At 39.7% G+C, this 20,039-nt stretch carries 19 protein-coding genes; 14 read left to right on the top strand and 5 right to left on the bottom strand.

The features are described 5' to 3' along the window. Positions 1-5 precede the first annotated feature (5 nt). The 5 genes from catA to AA980_RS11680 all read left to right on the top strand — a co-directional run bounded on the left by catA (position 6) and on the right by AA980_RS11680 (position 4,156). Positions 6-656, top strand: a complete 651-nt coding sequence (gene catA, locus AA980_RS11695) for a type A chloramphenicol O-acetyltransferase (RefSeq protein ID WP_024028657.1) — start codon at positions 6-8, stop codon at positions 654-656. A 237-nt stretch (positions 657-893) separates the two neighbouring features. Beyond that, positions 894-1,766: a helix-turn-helix transcriptional regulator gene (locus tag AA980_RS11690; RefSeq protein WP_024028656.1), complete on the top strand. Its 873-nt coding sequence runs from the start codon at positions 894-896 to the stop codon at positions 1,764-1,766. A gap of 75 nt (positions 1,767-1,841) precedes the next feature. Continuing rightward, complete coding sequence (locus AA980_RS11685) at positions 1,842-2,294, top strand: SRPBCC domain-containing protein (RefSeq protein ID WP_024028655.1); 453 nt, start codon at positions 1,842-1,844, stop codon at positions 2,292-2,294. A gap of 163 nt (positions 2,295-2,457) precedes the next feature. Beyond that, positions 2,458-2,631: a hypothetical protein gene (locus AA980_RS27810; protein ID WP_235815154.1), complete on the top strand. Its 174-nt coding sequence runs from the start codon at positions 2,458-2,460 to the stop codon at positions 2,629-2,631. Between the two features lie 577 nt (positions 2,632-3,208). Further along, positions 3,209-4,156, top strand: a complete 948-nt coding sequence (locus AA980_RS11680; RefSeq protein WP_024028654.1) for an NADP-dependent oxidoreductase — start codon at positions 3,209-3,211, stop codon at positions 4,154-4,156. Positions 4,157-4,240: 84 nt separating this feature from the next. Here the strand turns inward: AA980_RS11680 and AA980_RS11675 are convergent, their stop codons facing one another. After that, a complete protein-coding gene (locus AA980_RS11675) occupies positions 4,241-4,684 on the bottom strand; it encodes a VOC family protein (RefSeq protein ID WP_024028653.1) in 444 nt (147 codons plus the stop codon). Positions 4,685-4,771: 87 nt separating this feature from the next. Between AA980_RS11675 and AA980_RS11670 the strand changes: the two genes are divergently transcribed. The 7 genes from AA980_RS11670 (at position 4,772) to AA980_RS11640 (ending at position 11,185) form a co-directional block, all read left to right on the top strand. Continuing rightward, on the top strand, positions 4,772-5,710 hold the full coding sequence (locus AA980_RS11670; RefSeq protein ID WP_024028652.1) for a helix-turn-helix transcriptional regulator: 939 nt from the start codon (positions 4,772-4,774) through the stop codon (positions 5,708-5,710). A gap of 200 nt (positions 5,711-5,910) precedes the next feature. Beyond that, entirely contained in the window at positions 5,911-6,780 is an 870-nt protein-coding gene (locus AA980_RS11665) for a hypothetical protein (protein ID WP_024028651.1), read from the top strand. Positions 6,781-6,855: 75 nt separating this feature from the next. Next, the gene (locus tag AA980_RS11660) at positions 6,856-7,611 is read left to right on the top strand and encodes an ABC transporter ATP-binding protein (RefSeq protein ID WP_024028650.1); all 756 of its coding nucleotides are present in this window, start codon (positions 6,856-6,858) and stop codon (positions 7,609-7,611) included. Then, entirely contained in the window at positions 7,583-8,311 is a 729-nt protein-coding gene (locus tag AA980_RS11655; protein ID WP_082195716.1) for an ABC transporter permease, read from the top strand. Before AA980_RS11660 ends, AA980_RS11655 begins: the two co-directional genes overlap by 29 nt. Before the next feature lie 12 nt (positions 8,312-8,323). Next, positions 8,324-9,784, top strand: a complete 1,461-nt coding sequence (locus AA980_RS11650) for a sensor histidine kinase (protein WP_024028648.1) — start codon at positions 8,324-8,326, stop codon at positions 9,782-9,784. Then, the gene (locus AA980_RS11645; protein ID WP_024028647.1) at positions 9,781-10,473 is read left to right on the top strand and encodes a response regulator transcription factor; all 693 of its coding nucleotides are present in this window, start codon (positions 9,781-9,783) and stop codon (positions 10,471-10,473) included. Before AA980_RS11650 ends, AA980_RS11645 begins: the two co-directional genes overlap by 4 nt. A 190-nt stretch (positions 10,474-10,663) precedes the next feature. Beyond that, positions 10,664-11,185, top strand: coding sequence for a hypothetical protein (locus AA980_RS11640; RefSeq protein ID WP_024028646.1), 522 nt, complete (start codon positions 10,664-10,666; stop codon positions 11,183-11,185). A 127-nt stretch (positions 11,186-11,312) separates the two neighbouring features. On the opposite strand, the gene AA980_RS11635 is transcribed toward AA980_RS11640, so the two are convergent. After that, positions 11,313-11,942, bottom strand: coding sequence for an NUDIX hydrolase (locus tag AA980_RS11635; protein WP_328586696.1), 630 nt, complete (start codon positions 11,940-11,942; stop codon positions 11,313-11,315). A 181-nt stretch (positions 11,943-12,123) separates the two neighbouring features. On the opposite strand from AA980_RS11635, the gene AA980_RS11630 reads away from it, so the two are divergent. Further along, positions 12,124-12,636 carry a DinB family protein gene (locus AA980_RS11630; RefSeq protein ID WP_024028644.1) on the top strand — a complete coding sequence of 171 codons (513 nt, stop codon included), beginning with the start codon at positions 12,124-12,126 and terminating at the stop codon, positions 12,634-12,636. 101 nt (positions 12,637-12,737) lie between these two features. Here the strand turns inward: AA980_RS11630 and AA980_RS11625 are convergent, their stop codons facing one another. Together AA980_RS11625 and AA980_RS11620 are read right to left on the bottom strand one after the other, a co-directional pair. Further along, positions 12,738-13,760 (bottom strand): S66 family peptidase, encoded by a 1,023-nt coding sequence (locus tag AA980_RS11625; protein ID WP_024028643.1) that lies wholly within the window; start codon positions 13,758-13,760, stop codon positions 12,738-12,740. A 122-nt stretch (positions 13,761-13,882) separates the two neighbouring features. After that, complete coding sequence (locus AA980_RS11620; protein ID WP_053005476.1) at positions 13,883-16,027, bottom strand: bifunctional metallophosphatase/5'-nucleotidase; 2,145 nt, start codon at positions 16,025-16,027, stop codon at positions 13,883-13,885. A gap of 342 nt (positions 16,028-16,369) precedes the next feature. Here AA980_RS11620 and AA980_RS11615 point away from each other — a divergent pair, with 342 nt between their 5' ends. Beyond that, positions 16,370-17,524, top strand: a complete 1,155-nt coding sequence (locus AA980_RS11615) for a PQQ-dependent sugar dehydrogenase (protein ID WP_024028640.1) — start codon at positions 16,370-16,372, stop codon at positions 17,522-17,524. Positions 17,525-17,750: 226 nt separating this feature from the next. Here the strand turns inward: AA980_RS11615 and AA980_RS11610 are convergent, their stop codons facing one another. Further along, on the bottom strand, positions 17,751-20,012 hold the full coding sequence (locus AA980_RS11610; RefSeq protein WP_024030960.1) for an outer membrane protein assembly factor BamB family protein: 2,262 nt from the start codon (positions 20,010-20,012) through the stop codon (positions 17,751-17,753). Positions 20,013-20,039: the final 27 nt, after the last annotated feature.

Here is a 20,039-nt window from a genome sequence, read left to right as displayed (position 1 = left end):
ATAAAATGAAGTTTAATTTAATTGATAGAGAAAATTGGGATAGAGATCAGTATTTCGAGTATTATTTAAATGAAAAGTGTACGTTTAGCATTTCAGCAAATATAGACATCACAGCATTATTAGAACACCTGCGCAACAAGGGGATTAAACTTTACCCGAGCTTTATATATATGGTAAGTAAAATAGTAAATTCTCATCCGGAATTTAGAACCTGTTTTAATGATGAGAGAGTTCTGGGGTATTGGGATCAAATGATTCCTAGTTATACAATTTTCCATGATGATAATAAAACATTCTCTTGCATTTGGACTGAGTTCTCAAATGAATTTTCTGTCTTTTATGAAAACTATCAAGAGGATATAAAGCAATACGCAGATGTTAAGGGTCTTTTTACGAAAGAAAATGAACCTAAAAATTCATTTCCTATATCCAGTATTCCATGGGTTAGTTTTACTGGATTTAACTTAAATATAAATAATGAAGGCGACTTTTTATTACCTATCATTACAGGGGGAAAATATTTTAATCTGGAAGATAGAACTTTGTTGCCTATTTCATTACAAGTACATCATGCAGTTTGCGATGGTTATCACGCTAGTACATTTCTTGACGAGTTACAGCATTTAGCTAATAATTGCCATAAGTGGCTCACTTGAAAAAAATATATGAGAGTTCGTCTTTATATAAGGAGTTGTTATAGAAGCTCCTTTTCTTCAACTGGGCCAATTATATTAACCCGTTGCTAGGGACTTCCAAGAGCAACTTTTATCATAAGGTTGTAATTAGGACATGAGTTCAATTATTTGAAAAATCTATATATTATATCATCACGTAAAAGGAATGAAAGATGCAAGGGACTTGCCAAAGTTGCTGTAGAAGGGACTAATTAACCCATGACCAAGGCTGTAAATATGCTTTCTATACTATGGTTGCTCAATACTGGAAAACGAATGACTGCCCAGCAACTGGCAGAAGAATTGGAGATCAATATCCGCACAGTGTACCGTTATATCGATGCGTTGTGTGCCAGCGGAGTTCCGATCATTTCTGATGCGGGTCATAATGGCGGCTACAGTTTGCTCCATGAGTTTACAAAGGCGCCATTATTTTTTGACGTAGACGAGCAAAAAGCGCTGATTCATGCAGCAAGTTTTGCATTAGAGGCAGGTTATCCATTTAGTGAGTTTTTGAATAGGGCAATCACAAAGTTGAAAAAATATACAAATCCAGAACAATTGGATTATATTAATCGTCATGAAATAGGGTTTGATGTGATTCAGCCTCCAGCTAATTTAGAATTGGAATCGCTAGATCCTTATGGACTTATTTATTGGAAAGGCAATTGGTATGTCATCGCCTTTTGTCACCTCCGTCTTGAAATACGCAGCTTTCGTGTGAATCGGATAGTGAGTCTATCTCGAACAGGTATTGAATTTGATCGTCCAGCAGATTTTTCAGCACGTTCTTTTTTTCTAAATGGACTTTTGCCTGATTTAGATCAGCCCGAACAACTGATATCTATTCAAATTGAAGGAAATAATCATGCCCTCGATGACTTATGCCAGCATTGGTTATTTGGGCATGCACTTATCCGCCGGTCGGAAAATCATGCTCATTTTATGATCGATGAGCAATCGATCGATACTTATGTACCCTACTATCTTCTTCCCTATGGAAGGGCCATAAAGATTCTAGAACCGTTATTTTTAAAAGAGAAAATGGTAATGGTCACTTCAGAATTAGTAAAACATTATCAAAACTTTTAACTTCACTGACCATATATGTCAGTGAAGTTTGTTTATGATGGAAAGGTAGTACAATAATGAGGAGGGATTTTTTTGATGAAGGATCTGAAGTATGTATTTTATATTGGTGGAAGTCCAGAGGAAGTATGGAAGGCATTAATCTCGCCGGAGGGAACAAAACAAATTTATTGTGGAAGCGTGATCCGATCCACCTTTCAAGTTGGAGATCTGCTGGAATACATTGGCCCGGGGGCTGATGGCGATGAAACGGTTCATGTTTATGGGAATGTATTAGAGCATGTTCCAAATCAAGTACTACGTTTTACCCACTTTGCTGGAAAGTCGTACACGAAAGATGATAAACAGGAATTTGAATCTAGAATTTCCTATCTGCTTGAGCCAGTAGGCGCGTGTACGAAGTTAACCTTCATTCATGACCAATGGCAGAAAGGAGATCCTCTTTACGAGAAAAGTGATGCTGCATGGTGGATGATCCTTAGTAACACAAAGACATTAGTAGAAACAGGCAAAACACTTGATTTAGAATAAAAGTACTTAATTGTGTTGTAAAATTGGTGGTCCCCTCTTACACGCCGTAGGATTAAATACTATTTCCGGGTTGGATAATAGTAGATAAATATGTATTTATAATATAAATCCCGACAATCCAGGGAATATTATTTCTGACGGAATTGAACGGGAGGGTTGTTTTTTGAAAATAATGAAGTATTCGAAGTCATTAATGCTTTTGATGATAATACTTTCTTGGTTTACTACCCTATTATTAGGGAAAAGCTCATTTAAACGGTATTTACCTGCAGGGTTATTTAGTACTTTGATGGTGAGAATTGTTAATATAATCGGGGGCCGTTCTTCGTTGGTTTAATGTGGATATTAAAATGGACATACGGTAAGTTTTTCAGGTATATGATTTTGAATGGAATTTTTGGTTCAATATTTACTTACATTAACGTGCCATACTTAACCAAATTCGGAATAGCGTCTTTAGTACGAATGAAAAAATACAATTAATGTATGTTTTCGCAGTTCTATCTTCCCTGTTATATTTGTTTCAAGTCTTAAAAGAAAAAGGTCAAAATAAAATGGTCGGGAATCAAGAAATTAATAAATAAATACCTTCAGCTTACCTGATGAGAGCTCTGATAACAAAAAATATGTTATTAAGGGCTTTTTTTTTGGGAATAAAGTTGTGCTTGAATCCTAAAAATTTCCTATTGAACCTCACCTTACTTTAGGAATTATAGTAAATATATTGAAATGGAGTCACAAGTTTCTCCTATCTTCCAATTAATCATTCTAAAGTTGTAGAAAAAGCCAGCCCTTTTGCCGAAGTGAAAAAGGTTATAAAATTGTATGATATTAAACAGTCGATGTTAAGTGACATCATAACTTTTTGGGGAGAAAATAATAAGCAATAGAATAGAGCAAAGGGGGCTACTATTATGACATCAAAAATGATGCAAGCGATTCAGGTTTATCAATATGGTGGACCAGAAGAACTGAAAATAGAGAATATACCGTGTCCAGAACCAAAAGAAGGGGAAGTGCTAATTCGCGTTGAAGCGGCAGGTGTCCTTCCGATTGATTGGAAAATTCGACGAGGGTTAACTAAAAATATTGTTCCTGTTCACTTTCCTTATATACCTGGCTCTGCTTTTTCCGGTGTGGTTGAAAAACAAGGGCCAGGGGTTACAGACTTTCAAATAGGACAATTTGTCTTTGGCCGGGCTAAAGGAACCTATACTGAATATACCATTTCTTCCGTCGATGAACTCATTCCTATGCCGGAAAATCTTACTTTTACAGAAGCTGCTACGATTACAGGTGGGGCTGCAACTGCCTATAATGCTTTATTTAATGAAGGGAAACTAGTGTCTGGTCAGAAAGTGCTCATCCATGGTGCTGCCGGAGGAGTTGGTTCATTTGCGACACAGCTAGCTCACTGGAAAGGAGCGAACGTCATCGGGACTGCCTCAACAAAAAATCTAGATTTTATCCGTCTTCTTGGTACAGATCATGTGGTAGATTACATGAAAACTCAGTTTGAAAAGGTTGTAAAGGATGTTGATCTAGTTTTAGATACGGTTGGTGGCGATACTCTTCAGCGGTCTTTATCCATTATCAAACCCGGTGGAACGTTGATTTCGCTTGTGGGACAGCCTCCAATAGATAAGGCTAAGGAACTTGGAATTAATGCGAAAAGAAGTAGTAGTTTTGCCTCTAAGGAGGATTTATGGGCGATTGCAGATTTAATTGCTCAGAAAAAGATTAAAGCTATCGCTGATAATATATTTACATTAAATGAAGTCCAGCACGCACATTCAGTGAGTGAAACGGGACATGGACGAGGACGGATAGTGCTTCAAATTGCCGACACATTAAGCAGATAAAAAAGAAATAGCGCATTTTTCTAATAAGCCCTGATAACAATATGTTAGTTATCAAGGGCTTTTTTTCTTTTCGAGAAGGGACCTTTAAAAATCATGTCTTGTTACGGTTAATTGTATAACGATTCCAAATGGGTCTCGTACACTGCCATAACCCGGGCTAAATGAAGTTTTTTCAAAAGGTGTTAAGGTTTTCACTTCATTATGCTTAGTTAGATTATGATAGAGTGTTTCAATAACTGAGAAGTCTTTCGATTGAATACATAATGAGAAGCTATTACTTAATTGCCATGGACGAGTTGAATCCATTGCCTCTTCAGCAATCATGATTTTGTTAACACCAATTTGTAAAACAGAATGCGTAATATAATCGTCCTGGCCATCTTCATACGTAAACTGCGGATCCATTTCTTTCATTTCTTTATAATTTTTCTTAAATAAAACCTTTGCCCCTAAATATTGTACATAAAAGGCAATGGCCTCAGCCCCTTGTCCATTTAATGATAAAAAAGGAATAACTTCAAAATTCATTGTATTGCCTCCTTCGATTTTGTCTTTTACACTTATTAGTATACATTTAAAAGGTGACAACTAATGGCACTGATAAGGAGAATTTTTATGAAAAAAAGTGACCGCTTAAATCAGATGCTGCGCTTTATCAATCAGAAACAACGGTTCACATTGAAGGATTTAATCCATGAATTTCAAATTTCTAAAAGGACAGCATTACGTGATATTTCCTCATTGGAGGAAATGGGTGCCCCTCTTTATGTAGAGTACGGTCGGTATGGCGGGTATCATTTACTGAAATCGATGACATTACCACCGATTTCATTTTCGAACCAAGAAGTTTTTGCACTTTATTTTTCCATGCAAGCATTACAAAGTTTTGCTAGTAGCCCTTTTCAAATATCCTTTAATTCCATTAATGATAAGTTTTTAGAAGTGGTTTCACCAAAACAACGGGAGCAAATTGAAAGCTTTCAAAAGAGGGTCGCTTTTTATCATACAGAACAAACACATGAAAGTGCTTATCTAGAAGAACTCTTGTTAGCTGCGGTTCAGAATAAGGTTTTAAAGATACACTACACAACACCAAAACAAACGACCATTCGCTGTATTCAACCAATCTCTATTTATGCAATGAAAGGTTTCTGGTATTGCCAATCTTATGATTTATATAAAATAGCTTATCGTGTTTTTCGCTGTGATCGTATTACGTCAGTAGAAGTAGCAGATCTAGAACCAAGAGTAGATTTGAAAGATGTAGATATTGATAACGCTCATAGTCTTTGGCAAGCAACTGAGCATGCTGTTCGTTTTAAATGCTCGATTACTGCTTCAGGTGTTGAAAAATTCAAGCAACAACATTTTTCTTCTATGAAATTGATTGAGGAAGATGAAAGTAGTTATTTGGTTGGAACATATGAGCCTTCGGAAATGGGTTTTATTATTCCTTATCTAGCTAGCTTTGGTAAATCCATAAAGATAATTGATCCGCCTATGTTAAAAGAAAGGCTGAAAGAATACTATTTAGATTTAATCAATCATTTGTAGCCAAGCTGCCTTAAAGGTATGAACCTTTATATGGCAGCTTTTTTAATTTAATCTTTCATTCAGATTTTATACTTTTTTTAGAATTGCTTTAGAGGCGGTTTAGACATGAAAGGTATGATGAATGATAGAAAGCTTTGGCAAGTCTCACTCGGAGGGAATGCAGCTAAGGCTTTTCAATTAATAATCTAGGAGGTTTATCAATGAAAAAGAAATGGATGACGGCGGGAGCAGGATTAGGAATCGGAGCGGTACTGCTTTTAGCAAGTGGTTTTTCCGCGATGGCAAACACATCCGGTTATGATGCCTACAAAACTGCACTGAAAAATACGAAGGCAGAATCGAGTATAACTATGAATGTTGACTTGACGATAACAGATAACGGGAAAAAGCTTGTCACAGGAGCTGCTGATTTGAAAGTAAATAAGGATCAGAAAGCTGGAAGCGTGGCTGCAACCATTGGTGATTCTACTGAAAAGCGCTCGATTAATGTTTTTCGACAAGATGGAAAGGTCATTTTTAAAAGCAGTGAAGAGGATGTTTATAAGGCCAAGGAAATCAATGCTCCAAAATGGCAGCATAAAGGAGATCATTCGAACTTGCCAAAAGCGATGCAGCAAGTTTTCGGGACATTGCTAGGGAATATTAAGGACCTTGCGACAGTCGAAAATCAAGCAAACGGTGGCAAGCATGCGGAACTGCATCTTTCCGGAGACCAGGTTCCTGCAGTAGTAAATGTAGTGGGAACAGTTGTTGTATCTAAGATTGCGAATCACGAAAAAAATGAAAAAACACCAGGCTGGATGGCCAACATGTCGAAATTAACAGACAATATTAAAGTTGAAAAAATCGATATCGATGCTGAAATTAGCACAAAAGATATCCTGGAAGCGCAAACGGCAAAAATTAATATAACTGGTACTGATGAATCAGGGAAAAAACATGAACTGACGATTACCATTCATGTCGATTACTCTAATATTAATAAAACGGTACCTGAACATATCGATTTAACGGGTAAGAAAATAGAAGAAATCAAAAATGAGGGAATGAAGCGCGGCTGGCGTCATTAATAGGCAGGGCAGCCGGACAGCGAAATGTCCAGTTGTCTTCGCTAATCGTACATCAGAGGAAGGGGTGGTTGGAAAATGGAAACTGCATTGGAAGTAAAAGGAATTACTAAGCGATATAAGAGTGGCCGTGGTGTTCGAGATATCCGTTTTGACATCGCGAAGGGAGATATCTTCGGTTTAAATGGACCAAATGGGGCAGGAAAAACAACTCTATTAAAAATCATTATTGGGTTAATTCGGCCGGACCACGGAAGTGTCACTATTTTTGGGAATAATACGACTGATCAGTTTGAACAAGCAATGAAACAAGTCGGGTGCATGATTGAAACGGCTGATTCATACGACTATTTGAGTGCCTACGATAATTTGAAACTATCTGCACGTTTTTATCCGGAACTGCCAAGGACTAGGATTGACGAGGTACTGGAACAGGTAGGTCTAGCTCCATATAAGAAAGAGAAGGTAAACGGTTTTTCGCTCGGAATGAAGCAACGCTTGAGATTGGCTTCAGCCTTGCTGTCGAAACCAAAGCTAGTAATTTTAGATGAACCGACAAACGGTCTAGATATCGAGGGCATCGTCAATTTTCGAAACACGATTCAGCAGTTAGCCTGCGAACACGGTATTACCTTCTTGATTTCGAGCCATATGATTAATGAACTTAGTCTCATTGCGGGTCGAATTGGGATCATGCAAAACGGGCAGCTGATCCGTGTTGGTGGCGTGAATGAATTAGTGAAGCCAGGCATTACGTTAGAACAGTATATTGTTTCCCAATTACACACATCAAAGGAAGGAGATCATGATGATCATCGCCAATATATTAAATGAGACGGAAAAATTATGGAAACATAATAGAACAAAGGGATTTCTGCTACTTGCCATCTTGCTCCCAGTGATATCTGCTTTTCTTCTTTTGCATAATAATTTGGGGCTTGGCAGCAATCTTCCCATGTTGATGCTTCGTTTGTTCACGTTTTCCTTACTCCCATTGTTATTGTTTATGTCTGCATCGGAATCTTTTTCAGGTGAAGTAGCATCAAACACATTAAAGCTTGGGCTTGTTCGCCCAATTACAAGAGCGAAAGTGTTTGCATCGAAAGTGGCGGCTATCACTATCTTTCTAGCCATACTTCTCGGGGTGTTAATGATTACGACTATCATTTTGGGATGGCTGGTTCCGGGTGGAAATTTCGCGAGTGGTTTGCTCGATATCATTACGGCCTATGTGGCAGCGTTTATTCCAATAATGGCCATTGGTTTCGTTTCGGTGTTGATCGCCCAATTTTTTAACAAAAGCAGTGGAGCCTTGGTAACGATGATTCTCATTTATGCTACTGCTAAGCTCGCACCGTTCATATTCCCGGTAATCTCAGTATGGTCGATCTTTTCCTACACAAACTGGTATGTTCTCTGGATTGGAAACGGGGCATCTTTTGCGAAGCTTGCCAACTCGTTCATTCTGATGCTTTCATATTGCATAATGACTTATTCAGCAGGAGTGATTCTGTTCGAGAAAAAACAGCTTTAAGGAGATTCGTCCATGTCCATCAAGAAGAGACTATTGCTTTCCTATATTGCTATGACCATTATTCCGATCGTCCTGTTTGTTTTAATAGCCACAACGCTAGTTTCAGCTTTTTATAAAGGAATGGCAGGTAAAGATGGTGGCAAGGGAATGCCGGCCTTTTGGGAAACAGCCAACCAACACCGAGACTTGATTGCCGGAGTCAAGTTTATGACGCAAACAGACCCTGACCGATTTACCGACAGCGAGTTTTTGAAAACCACTGACGAACAATTGAATCGTTTGCATACAGGACTTGTGGTGCTGAAGAATAACCAAGTGAGCTTTACTTCACCCTTTGTGAGTAACCTTCATTTAAATACAGAGATTCAAGAGCTGCAAACCAGTCAGACCCGAGAACGTTGGGGGAAAAGTCGTTATTCTATTGAAAAATATACAATTACCTACAGTGATGGCACTACAGGTACGGTATATTTGCTCTCCGATTTAAAGTCTTTTTTTAACGAAGCAAGGAAGTTTTTTCCGTTGCTTCTGTTGTCTCTCCTATTGGTAATTGGGCTAACCAATGGATTTCTTACTTTCTTAGTTTCCCGCAGTTTCATTAAACCTTTGTACACGCTTAAACATGCTGCGGAACAAATAAAAGAAGGAAACCTTAAACAGGAAGTTGAGTTAAACAGGAAAGATGAAATTGGAGAACTGGGTGCTTCTTTTGAAGAAATGCGCATCCGGCTAAACGAGTCCATCCATCTTCAGCTGGAGTACGAAGAAAACCGTAAACAATTAATCTCCAACATTTCTCATGATTTAAAAACACCGATCACCGGAATTAAAGCTTGTGTTCAAGGCATTCAAGAGGGTATTGCGGATACCGCTATCAAACAGGAAAAATATATCAATATGATTGCGAAAAAAGCAGAAGATATGGATCATTTGATTGAAGAATTGATGTTGTATTCTAAACTTGATTTAAACCGTCTGCCGTTTCATTTGGAGCCGATCGATCTTCATTTGTTTTTGCAGGATTGTGTGGAAGAATTGCGACTTGACCCGCGAATGGAAGAAATCAATCTTACGTTCATTGTTGAAACCGATAAGCCGGTTCCTATCTTGGGCGATCGTGAAAAGCTGCGAAGAGTCATGATGAATATCATTGGCAACAGCTTAAAATATATGAACAAGGTTCAAAAGGAAATCAGAGTGGAATTGTTCGACGATAAGACGAAAGCAACGGTGCACATCCGTGATAACGGGCCGGGAATTAAAAGTGGGGTACTAAGCCATATTTTCGATCGTTTTTACCGGGCAGATCCATCAAGGAATACAGAAACGGGAGGCTCCGGCCTTGGACTTGCGATCGTCAAACAGATAGTCGAAGGGCAAGGCGGTAGTGTTTGGGCCGAAAGTCAATTAGGGGAAGGAACAAGCATATATTTTACGCTGCCAAAGACCAATAATGAGGGTGAGCAAGAGTGAGACGAATTTTAATCATAGAGGATGACCAGGTAATTGTGGAAGTGGAAAAAGATTACTTAGAAGCTAGCGGCTTTCAGGTGGAACTTGCCACCAGTGGGGACCTGGGCCTCAAAAAGGCCTTGGAGGAGGATTATGATCTGATTATTCTCGATCTCATGCTTCCGCAAACGGATGGCTTTGAGATTTGCAGACAGGTTCGCATTAAGAAAAACATTCCCATCTTAATGGTATCAGCTAAAAAGGAAGAAATCGATAAAATACGCGGTCTCGGACTTGGTGCAGACGATTACATGACCAAGCCGTTCAGTGTTGGCGAACTAGTGGCGAGGGTTAAAGCACATCTAGCTCGTTATGATCGATTAATGACAGATAACCAGATGAGACAAATAGACGAAGTCCAAATAAGAGGGATTCGCATTGATAAGTTATCGCGTAAGGTTTACGTGAATGAAACGGAAGTTCAGTTCACCTCGAAAGAGTTTGATCTGCTGCTATTTTTGACGATCCACCCAAATCGGGTTTTCAGCAAAGACGAGCTGTTTGAAAAAATCTGGGGACTGGATTCTATGGGTGACAACGCCACAGTCACTGTTTTTATTGGAAAGCTGCGTGAAAAAATTGAAACGGACCCATCAAAGCCGCAATATATTGAGACAATTTGGGGTGTTGGATATCGTTTTAATGTTTAATTGTGGTCGGAAAATTGAGTTATATGGAATGCTTAGCGGCCTATTCACATTTCGGTGAGGGTCGTTTTATTTTTTCTCTAGAGAACAACCTTGCTATTTTTATACTTTTTTTAGATTTGCTTTAGAGTCCTTTTAGACATAGTTATTACTATTAAATACGGAAAGAGTTTTGAAGAAAGGGGTCCATAGTATGAGGAGACTTACCATTACAAAGAGAAAATGGCTTTTGACAATCCATCTATTGTTTTCTTCGATTATGCTTGGGGTGGCAGTCATCTATTTAATTCTGAGCATTACAGCAGCAAACACAAACGATGAAGGGCTGCTTAAAGCTTGCTATATCATTATGCATAAGCTGTCCATGACAGCCGGACGGTATTCGACGATTGGAACTGTGTTGACAGGAATCCTTCTATCCGTACTGACCCAATGGGGGTTGTTCAAATTTTACTGGATTATCGTTAAAGAAGGGTTAACACTTATCTCCATTCTACTTGGGCCAATCGCTATGTATTTTTTGACCCTAAACGCGGTAACGTTAACAACAAATGATGGGTTAAATGCACTTTTGGAACCAGCGTACACGGTAAACAAGTGGCAGATGTGGATTGGAATTATCCTCCAAATCATTTCTCTTGTTTCCATGTTCGTAATTTCGGTCTTCAAACCGTGGGGGCCGCGAAAACAGAAACAACAATCAAGGATTGCTTGAAACAAGTTAATTTATGGGGGATGAGTTGTTTGTTTGCATAACAACCTCATTTATTTGCGAACCTAAAAATCAGGCAAACAGTGTCAGATACTGTTCGCCATTTTGAATCAAGCAATACGGGTTGTTGTCATTCATTTAGTTTTTCTTGTATCAACTGAATAATCGTTTCATAATATGAAAGCCCATGCGGGACAAAGGAATTTGTCCCAACCATTCTATCAATACCTAATGTTTGTCCATTAGGATCAATCTCAAATCCTTTTATGTGTACGTTTTGTTTAGCTCCTGTCCAAAGGTCAATAAAATCAGTAAACTTCACTTTGATGACACCTGAAACTTCTTCTTCTTGTAAGCTAAATACATCAAAAGCCAGATTCTTTTTATATAAAAATGTGTGTGCAAGTTCATTATCAATTAAGTCCTCATGGTTGACACAATAATTGATGATCCCTAATGGTATAAGCTCTGAAAAAGTAACATCAATTCCTAATTCTTCTTTGATCTCTCTAATGCCATCCAATGCCGATTCATGGGCTAATAAGTGTCCTGCTGAGGTAATATCAAACAGATTCGGATGGTCTTTTTTCATTTCACAGCGAAGCTGCAGATAAAGATAATCGATCTCTTCTTCACGGCTAACAATCCAGCAATGAAACGACTCATGCCATAGCCCGAGTCGGTGGACTTCCTCCCTAGTTGCTACTCCAATAGGATTCCGATTGGCATCAAAAACTCTAACTTGCTCATCTTCCATCATCAGATCTCCTTGTATATAAGTATTCTATATATGTAGAATTTCTATGTATATATATATAGGATACTCTATTCATATTTTTCGTGCAACTATTTTTACTTGTGCCTAAATAAAAAAGGAAAATACGTCTTCTTTAGAGAAAATATAGATAGAATATAATTATAAAAAGGCAGGTGTTTTACTGATGAAACAGGATTCGCTGCGTTTGTATGATTACCATGTTTGGGCGAATAAGCGGGTTTTTAACCACTTGAAAGATTTGCCAAATGAAGTATATCGACAGGAAATAAAGAGTGTATTTTCAAGCATAGAACAGGTCGTGATCCACCTTTTTAAAACAGATGTAGTTTGGTTGTGTGCGATGTCAGATAAAAACTATGAAGAAATACAGCAGTTTGTTGGAAAGTATTCCTCGGAAATTGAAAATAAAACTCTCGAAGAAATGGAAAGTAAGTACTTGAAATTCTCGGAGCAATATATTAATTTTCTAAGCAGCCAAGAGGACTTAGATGCCAAAAAGACGCTTAAACATCCGATGTATGGTCAACTGGAAACAAGGATTTCAGAATTGGTCCAGCATGTCGTCAATCACGGCACCTACCATAGGGGAAATATTACGGCTATGCTCCGTCAATTAGGGTATCCAGGCCCATCTACAGACTATATCTTTTACTTGTATGAAAAAAAGGGGAATTAGAAATCACATGAATCCCCCTTTTAATTTTGAACATTAAAGGCAACCCCCAAATGTGAGGGGGAGTTGCCTTTCTTTACGGTTACATTCTACATAAAGTTCCATTATGGCCGGAAAAATTGCAAAACGGTTCCTTTTCCTTTTGCAGCGTCAACCTCAATCTCAGCATAAGCACCATTGATGAAGGTGATTTGTGGGGGAACGTGGCCGCAATCAATGTCGTAAATAATCGGAATGTCGAGTTCATCAGCTAGGTCTTGGTAAACATCCTCAATCGTATAGTGATCAACTGGCGTATTTGCTGGGCTTCTGCCAAACATCAAACCTGAGCAATAGTCAAACCAGCCGGCTAACTTCATTTGTACCAATGACCTTCGTAAATCTGCAGTGTTCATTTCGCAGTTCTCCAAATACCAAATAACTGGCTCTCCATTGATATGTTGACTTCTAAAGCTTTGAACATCGCCATATGGTGTGCCGATTAGATGCCTGATAATATCAATACATCCGCCTAGCAATCGGCCTTGTATCTTCACATTCCGATTTGAGACAGTTTTCCACTCAGTCTTTTCTGTTAAATGAAAAACGCATGGAGAGGGATCGGCGTGATTCCATTCCTTCTGATGTTGAACTGAGGATTGTTGAAGGACAGATTCACCCGTGTTTGTCGATAATACGGACTCCCATTTGGCTGTCGTTTCGTCTGAAAATTCACCACGTAAATCAATTAGGTTAGTCCCGTGAGCGGTTGCGATTCCTGTCTTCAAAGTGATGGCTAAGAGTAAGCCGCTAATATCGGAATAGCCTAAAACCCACTTATTATTAATATTTTCATAGTCAATATGTTCGAGAACCTCCATCAATAACTCGCCGCCCCATGGGGGAATGATGATGTCGGTGTCACTATCAGCCATCAGCGCATTAAATTCAGCTGCCCGTTTTACCGCAGGTGCTGATTTTGCCTTGTATTGCGTCCACACAGTGTCGCCGCATGTAACTTGAAAACCTTTTTGCTCTAATCGGCTGCATGCAAGTTTGACGAGATCATGTAATTCGGCAGGTACTCCAGAGGAAGGTGCTGTTACTCCTATTGTCGCGCCTTTCTTTAAATGCGGATATGTAATCATGGAAATCCCCTCCTAATCTATTTAGATGATTTTACCAAAGATCATGACTGAAGTTAACCTATATTTCTACAAAAAAAACAGCGGTCTTCTTTACTGAAGAAAACCGCTGTTTTTTGTCTAAATTAACTTGCTTTTAAGGCAGGGAACTCGTCTCCGCTAATTGCTGTTCGATGTTCAATGATATATTGAAGCATGAACATGATTTCTTTTTTATCCACTTCCTCCAAGTGTTTATCTGGGAGCTGGCTAATACGCAGGTAAAGTTTTTCTAGAGATTGATAAGCTTTATTTTCCTGACCTTTTTCAAACGTTTTAATCACGTTTTCCAATTGAGCGATAAGGGATGTTTTAATTCCATTATTACCCTTTGCTTGTTTCACTAAAGCAACTGTATTTTCGATTGTCGCAGATGTAATCAATACTTTAATGGTTTTCGTCGCCGAAACATTATGCACTTTATCGATTGCACGGTATTGAATGGAGTTTTTACCTGCTTTATTTACAGTAAGCCCTTTGTCATAACGGTTCCAAGTGACACCATTATCAAGGCTATACTCAATACGCGAAACGCCAATACCAGGATCTGTTGCTTCTAAGGCAATGGTAACATCATGAAGATAGGACCCGTCTCTGAAGTCGGCCGCAGGTAATTTCGCATCCGCGATTTCAGGCGCTTGGGTATCTTCCGATATTCTTCCTTCCGCTTCATAATGGATTGGCCCATTAATGCTTTTTACGAAATTTACAGTGGCTTGTAAATCTTCAGGTCCTTGAATAGGGTCTTTACCATATTGGCGAATTTTATATTTATCTGTCGCATGTTCGTACATATAATTGTTGACCGTAAGTGAATACGTCTTATTTTTATCAATTGGCGTTCCATCTGGAAGATAGATGTTCACGACTTTGTTTGTCCTACTATTCCATGTATAAGAGAAACCGCCAATGGAAACGTCCGGCCCATAGGATGAAATTTGCGCATTTAAAATCGGTTCTAATGCAGATCCTGGAATCGTGACACTAATCAAAGTGTTATTAAAGGGCTGGATATTGAAAAGATTCTCCCAAGTAATTTCGCCTTTACCTAGAATGTCACGGATTCCTCCACCGTTCATTAACGCAAAATCAGACTTCATTTCATAATTCATTCCATCTGCAATTAAGTTTCCTAGCGCATTGTCACCAATGATGCCTTTTATCGGATAGCCGCCATCCATTGGAACGGAGGCAACTCCAACTACTTCATTTAATATTGGCCCGACCATTTTATGATATTTGGCTAAAATGGCACTGATCTCAGGATCGGGAGTTACATCTTTTTGAATAACATCCACAATTTCCGCATGTTTTTCAACAATATCACCTGTCACAGGATCAATTTTCAAATCAATGTCGGCAAAAGCTTTTCCATATTCCCATGCTTGGACAACTAGCTTGTTGTCTACAATCGCATTAAGCTTCACATGGTTATGGGCAGCAATAATGACATCTACCTCGTCATCTACGCTTTTCGCTAATTTGGCAATTTGACCTGTTGCCGTTTCGCCGCTTTGGTCTCCGGGAACGTGGGCTAAAACGACAATTGCTTTAATTCCTTGGGCTTTTAGCTCTTCTGTATATTTATTAACCGCTGCTGCCTCATCCGTGAAACGAATATCCTGAATACCAGTAGCCATTACCATATTAGGTGTTTCAACCGTAGCTACACCAATAAAGCCAATTTTTACACCAGCTACTTCTTTAATGGCATAGGGGTCAAATACAAGCTTTCCGGTATCTTTGTATTCCACATTGGCAGCAACAACTGGAAAGTTCATCCCTTTATATCCTTTTGTGCCGTTTGGATGGTCACCGCCATGGATCATCCGAAGGAGTTCTTGTGTACCCTCATCAAATTCATGGTTACCCACAGTTCCCACATCGAAGCCGATTGCATGCATGATTTCAACAGTTGGCTCATCTTGAAGCAAGGCTGAAACCGGAGAGCTTCCGCCAATCATATCTCCAGAATGGATAATCAGCGTGTTATCTGGATTGGTTGCTTTACGGGCTTTTAAGTATGTAGTCAAATAATCTGCGCGTCCATAATCGACATTATTCACAGTTCCTGTTACATCAATCTTGCCATGTAAATCATTTACAGAAAGCAATTTAACAGACACCGTGTCTTCTGCATGCGCACGAATGGAAATACTAGAGAAGATTGGTAGAACCAGCGCAGCAATAACTAGTAAATTAAAAAACCTCTTAAAAAATATGTTTCTCATTATGTCGCTCCTCTTCATTTATGATGACGACCCTATTATAAGCTGAGAAATTATCTAGAATATTAAGCTAATGTAAATTTTCAACAATACAGTTATTCTCTCCTAGTATATTAATCCAAGATTAGTTCCGTAGACCTGCTTCTGGTTCATCCAGAGGAAGAAAACAGATACTAAAGATGGTGAACCATGTACTTAAGACAAAACCTCTAAACTATTGGTGCCTGACCCCATTTACGTTAATGCTTTAACTCACTAGGGGTTAGGCATATCTATTCGGAAGAGTTTAAATAATCCGAAATATGTCTACACTGTTGAAGAAAATTATTATTTTGAGGTGGTATTTTGAAAAGGTTAGTATTTTTTAGTGTGCTGGGTGTTGTTTTGGCAGCAGGGCTGGGGACCGCATTTTTTTGGAATGATAATGATGACGCAGGTGATGCCGGTAAAAAACAGGGTTCCTTTCAGCAGGATGCAAATGAGGTAATCAAAAGGGCGGTAGAGGTAGCGGTTTCGGATGATGGGAGTGTCAATGCGAATCACTTGAATATCCCATGGACGATTAACAAAAATGGCAGTTGGATTTTCTTAAGTCAGCGGGAAGGCTCGGTCATTCAAATTGACGGAAATCTTGGCTTAGTAGATGTGCAGAATGTAAAGGTTTCTGAGGATATTTTCCATGAAGGGGAAGGCGGTTTTCTTGGATTCACGTTAGCACCTGATTTTGCGACAACAAAGATGGCATTTGCTTATCATACCTATAAGAAAGACGGTAAGACGCTAAACCGAATTATTTCGCTTAAACTGAAAGACCATACGTGGAAGGAAGAAAAAGTCCTTTTAGATGGGATTCCAGGCGGTATGGTAAATAACGGCGGCCGGATTAAAATTGGTCCGGATGGAATGTTATATGCCACTACAGGTGATGTTGGCCAGTCGAGCAATGCCCAAAAACTCGACAGTTTAGCTGGAAAAATTTTAAGAATGAATGTAAATGGCGGTATACCGGCGGACAACCCATTTAAAAATTCGTATATTTACTCCTATGGTCATCGTAACCCACAGGGATTAGCATGGGATAATGGTAAAAACCTCTATAGTTCAGAACATGGAGAATCAGGTCATGATGAAATTAACCTGATTCAAGCAGGGAAGAACTATGGATGGCCTGTTATTCAAGGGGATGAAGAAGCAAAGGACATGATAAAGCCGATTATTCAATCCGGGGACAAAACTTGGGCGCCATCAGGTATGGCTTTTAATGATGGAAAACTCTTTGTCGCTTCATTAGCTGGCAAGAAACTATTTTCCTATGATCTGGCCACTAAGCAATTTCAAGAATTTTTCGGAGATGCAGGCAGATTAAGGGATGTACTGGTAGAGAACAATGAGTTGTATACGATTACCAGTAACCGTGACAAACGCGGAAATCCAACTGAAAAAGATGACCAGTTAATTCATCTTTCATTAACAGAAAAGGCATCTACTAGTGAAAAATAATCAATAAGGTAATCGTCCATTAAACAGGACGATTACCTTTTTTGTTTAAAGGATAAGAATGTATAAAATTTTGACTTTGAGAATTGTCCAGCGCCCAGCGGCTAGTGGACTTCACTCTTCTCCCTACGATAAGTCAACATCGAATCGCTCTGCTCTTCGTGTTTCCTTTATCTCAGTCGAAGCGCTCCAGTCCATACGCCGCTAACCGGGCGCTTCCGCTTTTCTATTATCCGCCGCCAAGGCTCTTTACATACTTGGAAACTGCTTGAATTTCATCTTTACTCAACGTATCTTTAAACGGGGGCATCTGGCCTTTTCCATTTGTCACCTGTTTAATGATGGCATCTAGATCCATTTTTGTCTGTTGTAAATTTGGACCATTATGTCCGCCCGCTCCTTCTGCACCATGGCAGGCCAAGCAATTGTTTTTATAGATATTTTCCCCCGCTGCCGTGTTGTTTTCTTCTTTTTTGGTTTTATTTTTATCAGCGGCCGGCTGCTTTTCTGTTTTAGCAGCAGTATTTTTGACAGGTGAAGTATTGATTTTATCCTTAGGAATATCCTTTACAGATCCATATTTGCCCTCTAATGAGAAGGTATAGATTTTATCCCCATGTTTTGATCCTGCCAGTGAATTCCCGGCTGCGAAGATGGAGATATATTGTTTCCCATCGACTTCATAGGTGATTGGCGGGGCATTTGCGCCGGCATCCATTTTAAACTCCCATAATTGGTCACCCTTGGCTGCATCATAGGCAATAATCCGTCCATCATTATGCCCGGTGAATACCAGGTTTCCTTTAGTTGTTAAAAGGCCGCTGTAAGCGATGGCATCCCACTTCTGTTGCCAAACAATTTTATTCGTTTTAATATCGAGTGCGGTCACGGTGCCGCGGCTAGGGGACTTTTCTACCGGCTGCCAGACACTACCGATATACTCTTTCCCTTCTGTAAACCGATCCTCTTCCTCTTCCCCGTAATGGGCATAAGCAAAATAATTGTCATTACCCAATACGTAAAAATACTCTGTGTTCGGGTTATAGGCAGATGGCGGCCAGTTTGCGCCCCCTTGAGGCGACGGTTTGAGGGTCATCGGCTTATCCCAAAATGGAGTAAAGATACTGCCAATCTCACCTTTAAAATCTTTTGGCAGATCACGTTTCACATCTTCCTCCGTGACCGCCTGCGGTACAAAGGCATCACCAATTGGAAATGGCTGAGTAGGAGATGTTTTTTGGTTCGCGTTTTGCGGAACCGGTTTTTCCTCAATCCCTATCAGCGGCTTGCCGTTTGTCCGGTCCAAAATGTATAGCCACCCTGTTTTCCCGGCCTGGGCCATTCCTTTTTTCATCTGTCCGCCCATTTTCACATCAAATAGAACAACAGGGTTGGAAGGATCCATGTCCCAAATATCATGATGAACCTCTTGAAAATGCCATTTGTATTCGCCTGTATTGGCGTCCAAAGCCAGAATGGAGTCGGCAAATAAATTATCACCTTCTCTTTTGCTGCCATCCAGGTCTGGGGAGGTATTCCCGGTTGAAAAATAAATCAGTCCCAGTTCCGGGTCAATAGCTGGAGTCTGCCAAACCGGCGCACCGCCTGTCAGCCAGTTCCTGCTATCCTTTGGCCAGGTATCGCTTCCTTTTGCGCCTGGAGCAGGCAGCGTATAGCTTCTCCAAACTTGTCTGCCTATCTCTGAATCATAGGCGGCAACATATCCTCTTATTGCATACTCGCCGCCGGCAATCCCCGTATAGACCTTGCCATCATAATAGAGGGGGGCGCTTGTAATGGTATATCCTTTCTCCCAATCATCCACCCTCGTTTCCCATAATACCTTCCCGGTTTTTTGGTCTAAAGCGACCAGTCTTGCATCCAATAATCCTACAAAAACTTTTCCGTCGCCTAGTGCCACACCGCGGCTTGTCCACCCGCAGCAGACAGTGTTTAATCCATCAGCTAGTTGTGGGCGATATTCCCAAATCATTTTCCCTGTTTTAGCATCAAGGGCTTGGACTTGGTTGGCTCCAGTAGTGGTGAACATGACCCCATCATAGACAAGCGGAGTCGCCTCACCCGAATATTTAAATTCTAAACCCGAACCTAAGCTTGTGACCCATTCCACTTTTAGATTTTTTACATTTGAAGCAGTGATTTTTTCGAGGGGAGAATATCTGCTATTATGAATATCTCCGCCATTTGTTGTCCAATTTCCAGCTGGAGGTTTGGTCAGTTCATCGGCTGTAAACTTTGGCGCAATCTTGGCTTTGTAGGCCATATGCTGATAAGAACGATAGTCGGTGCCAGCCAATTGATCTATCGGCTTACCATTATCCATTTGCTGTGCACTGTCCTCACCCTTGTTTTCTTTCTTTATTTCTGATTTCGTTGCATTCTTCCCATGCTTCTCAGGCTTGTTGGTAGTAGTACACCCGGAAATAATCAAAAGCAATAAAACAATTATAATCCAACCAGACTTTTTCAAATAGTTAACACTCCTATCTATACCTTT

This window comes from Neobacillus vireti, assembly GCF_001026695.1.
GTDB lineage: Bacteria > Bacillota > Bacilli > Bacillales > Cytobacillaceae > Neobacillus > Neobacillus vireti.
This window is presented reverse-complemented; position numbering and strand designations above follow the sequence as displayed.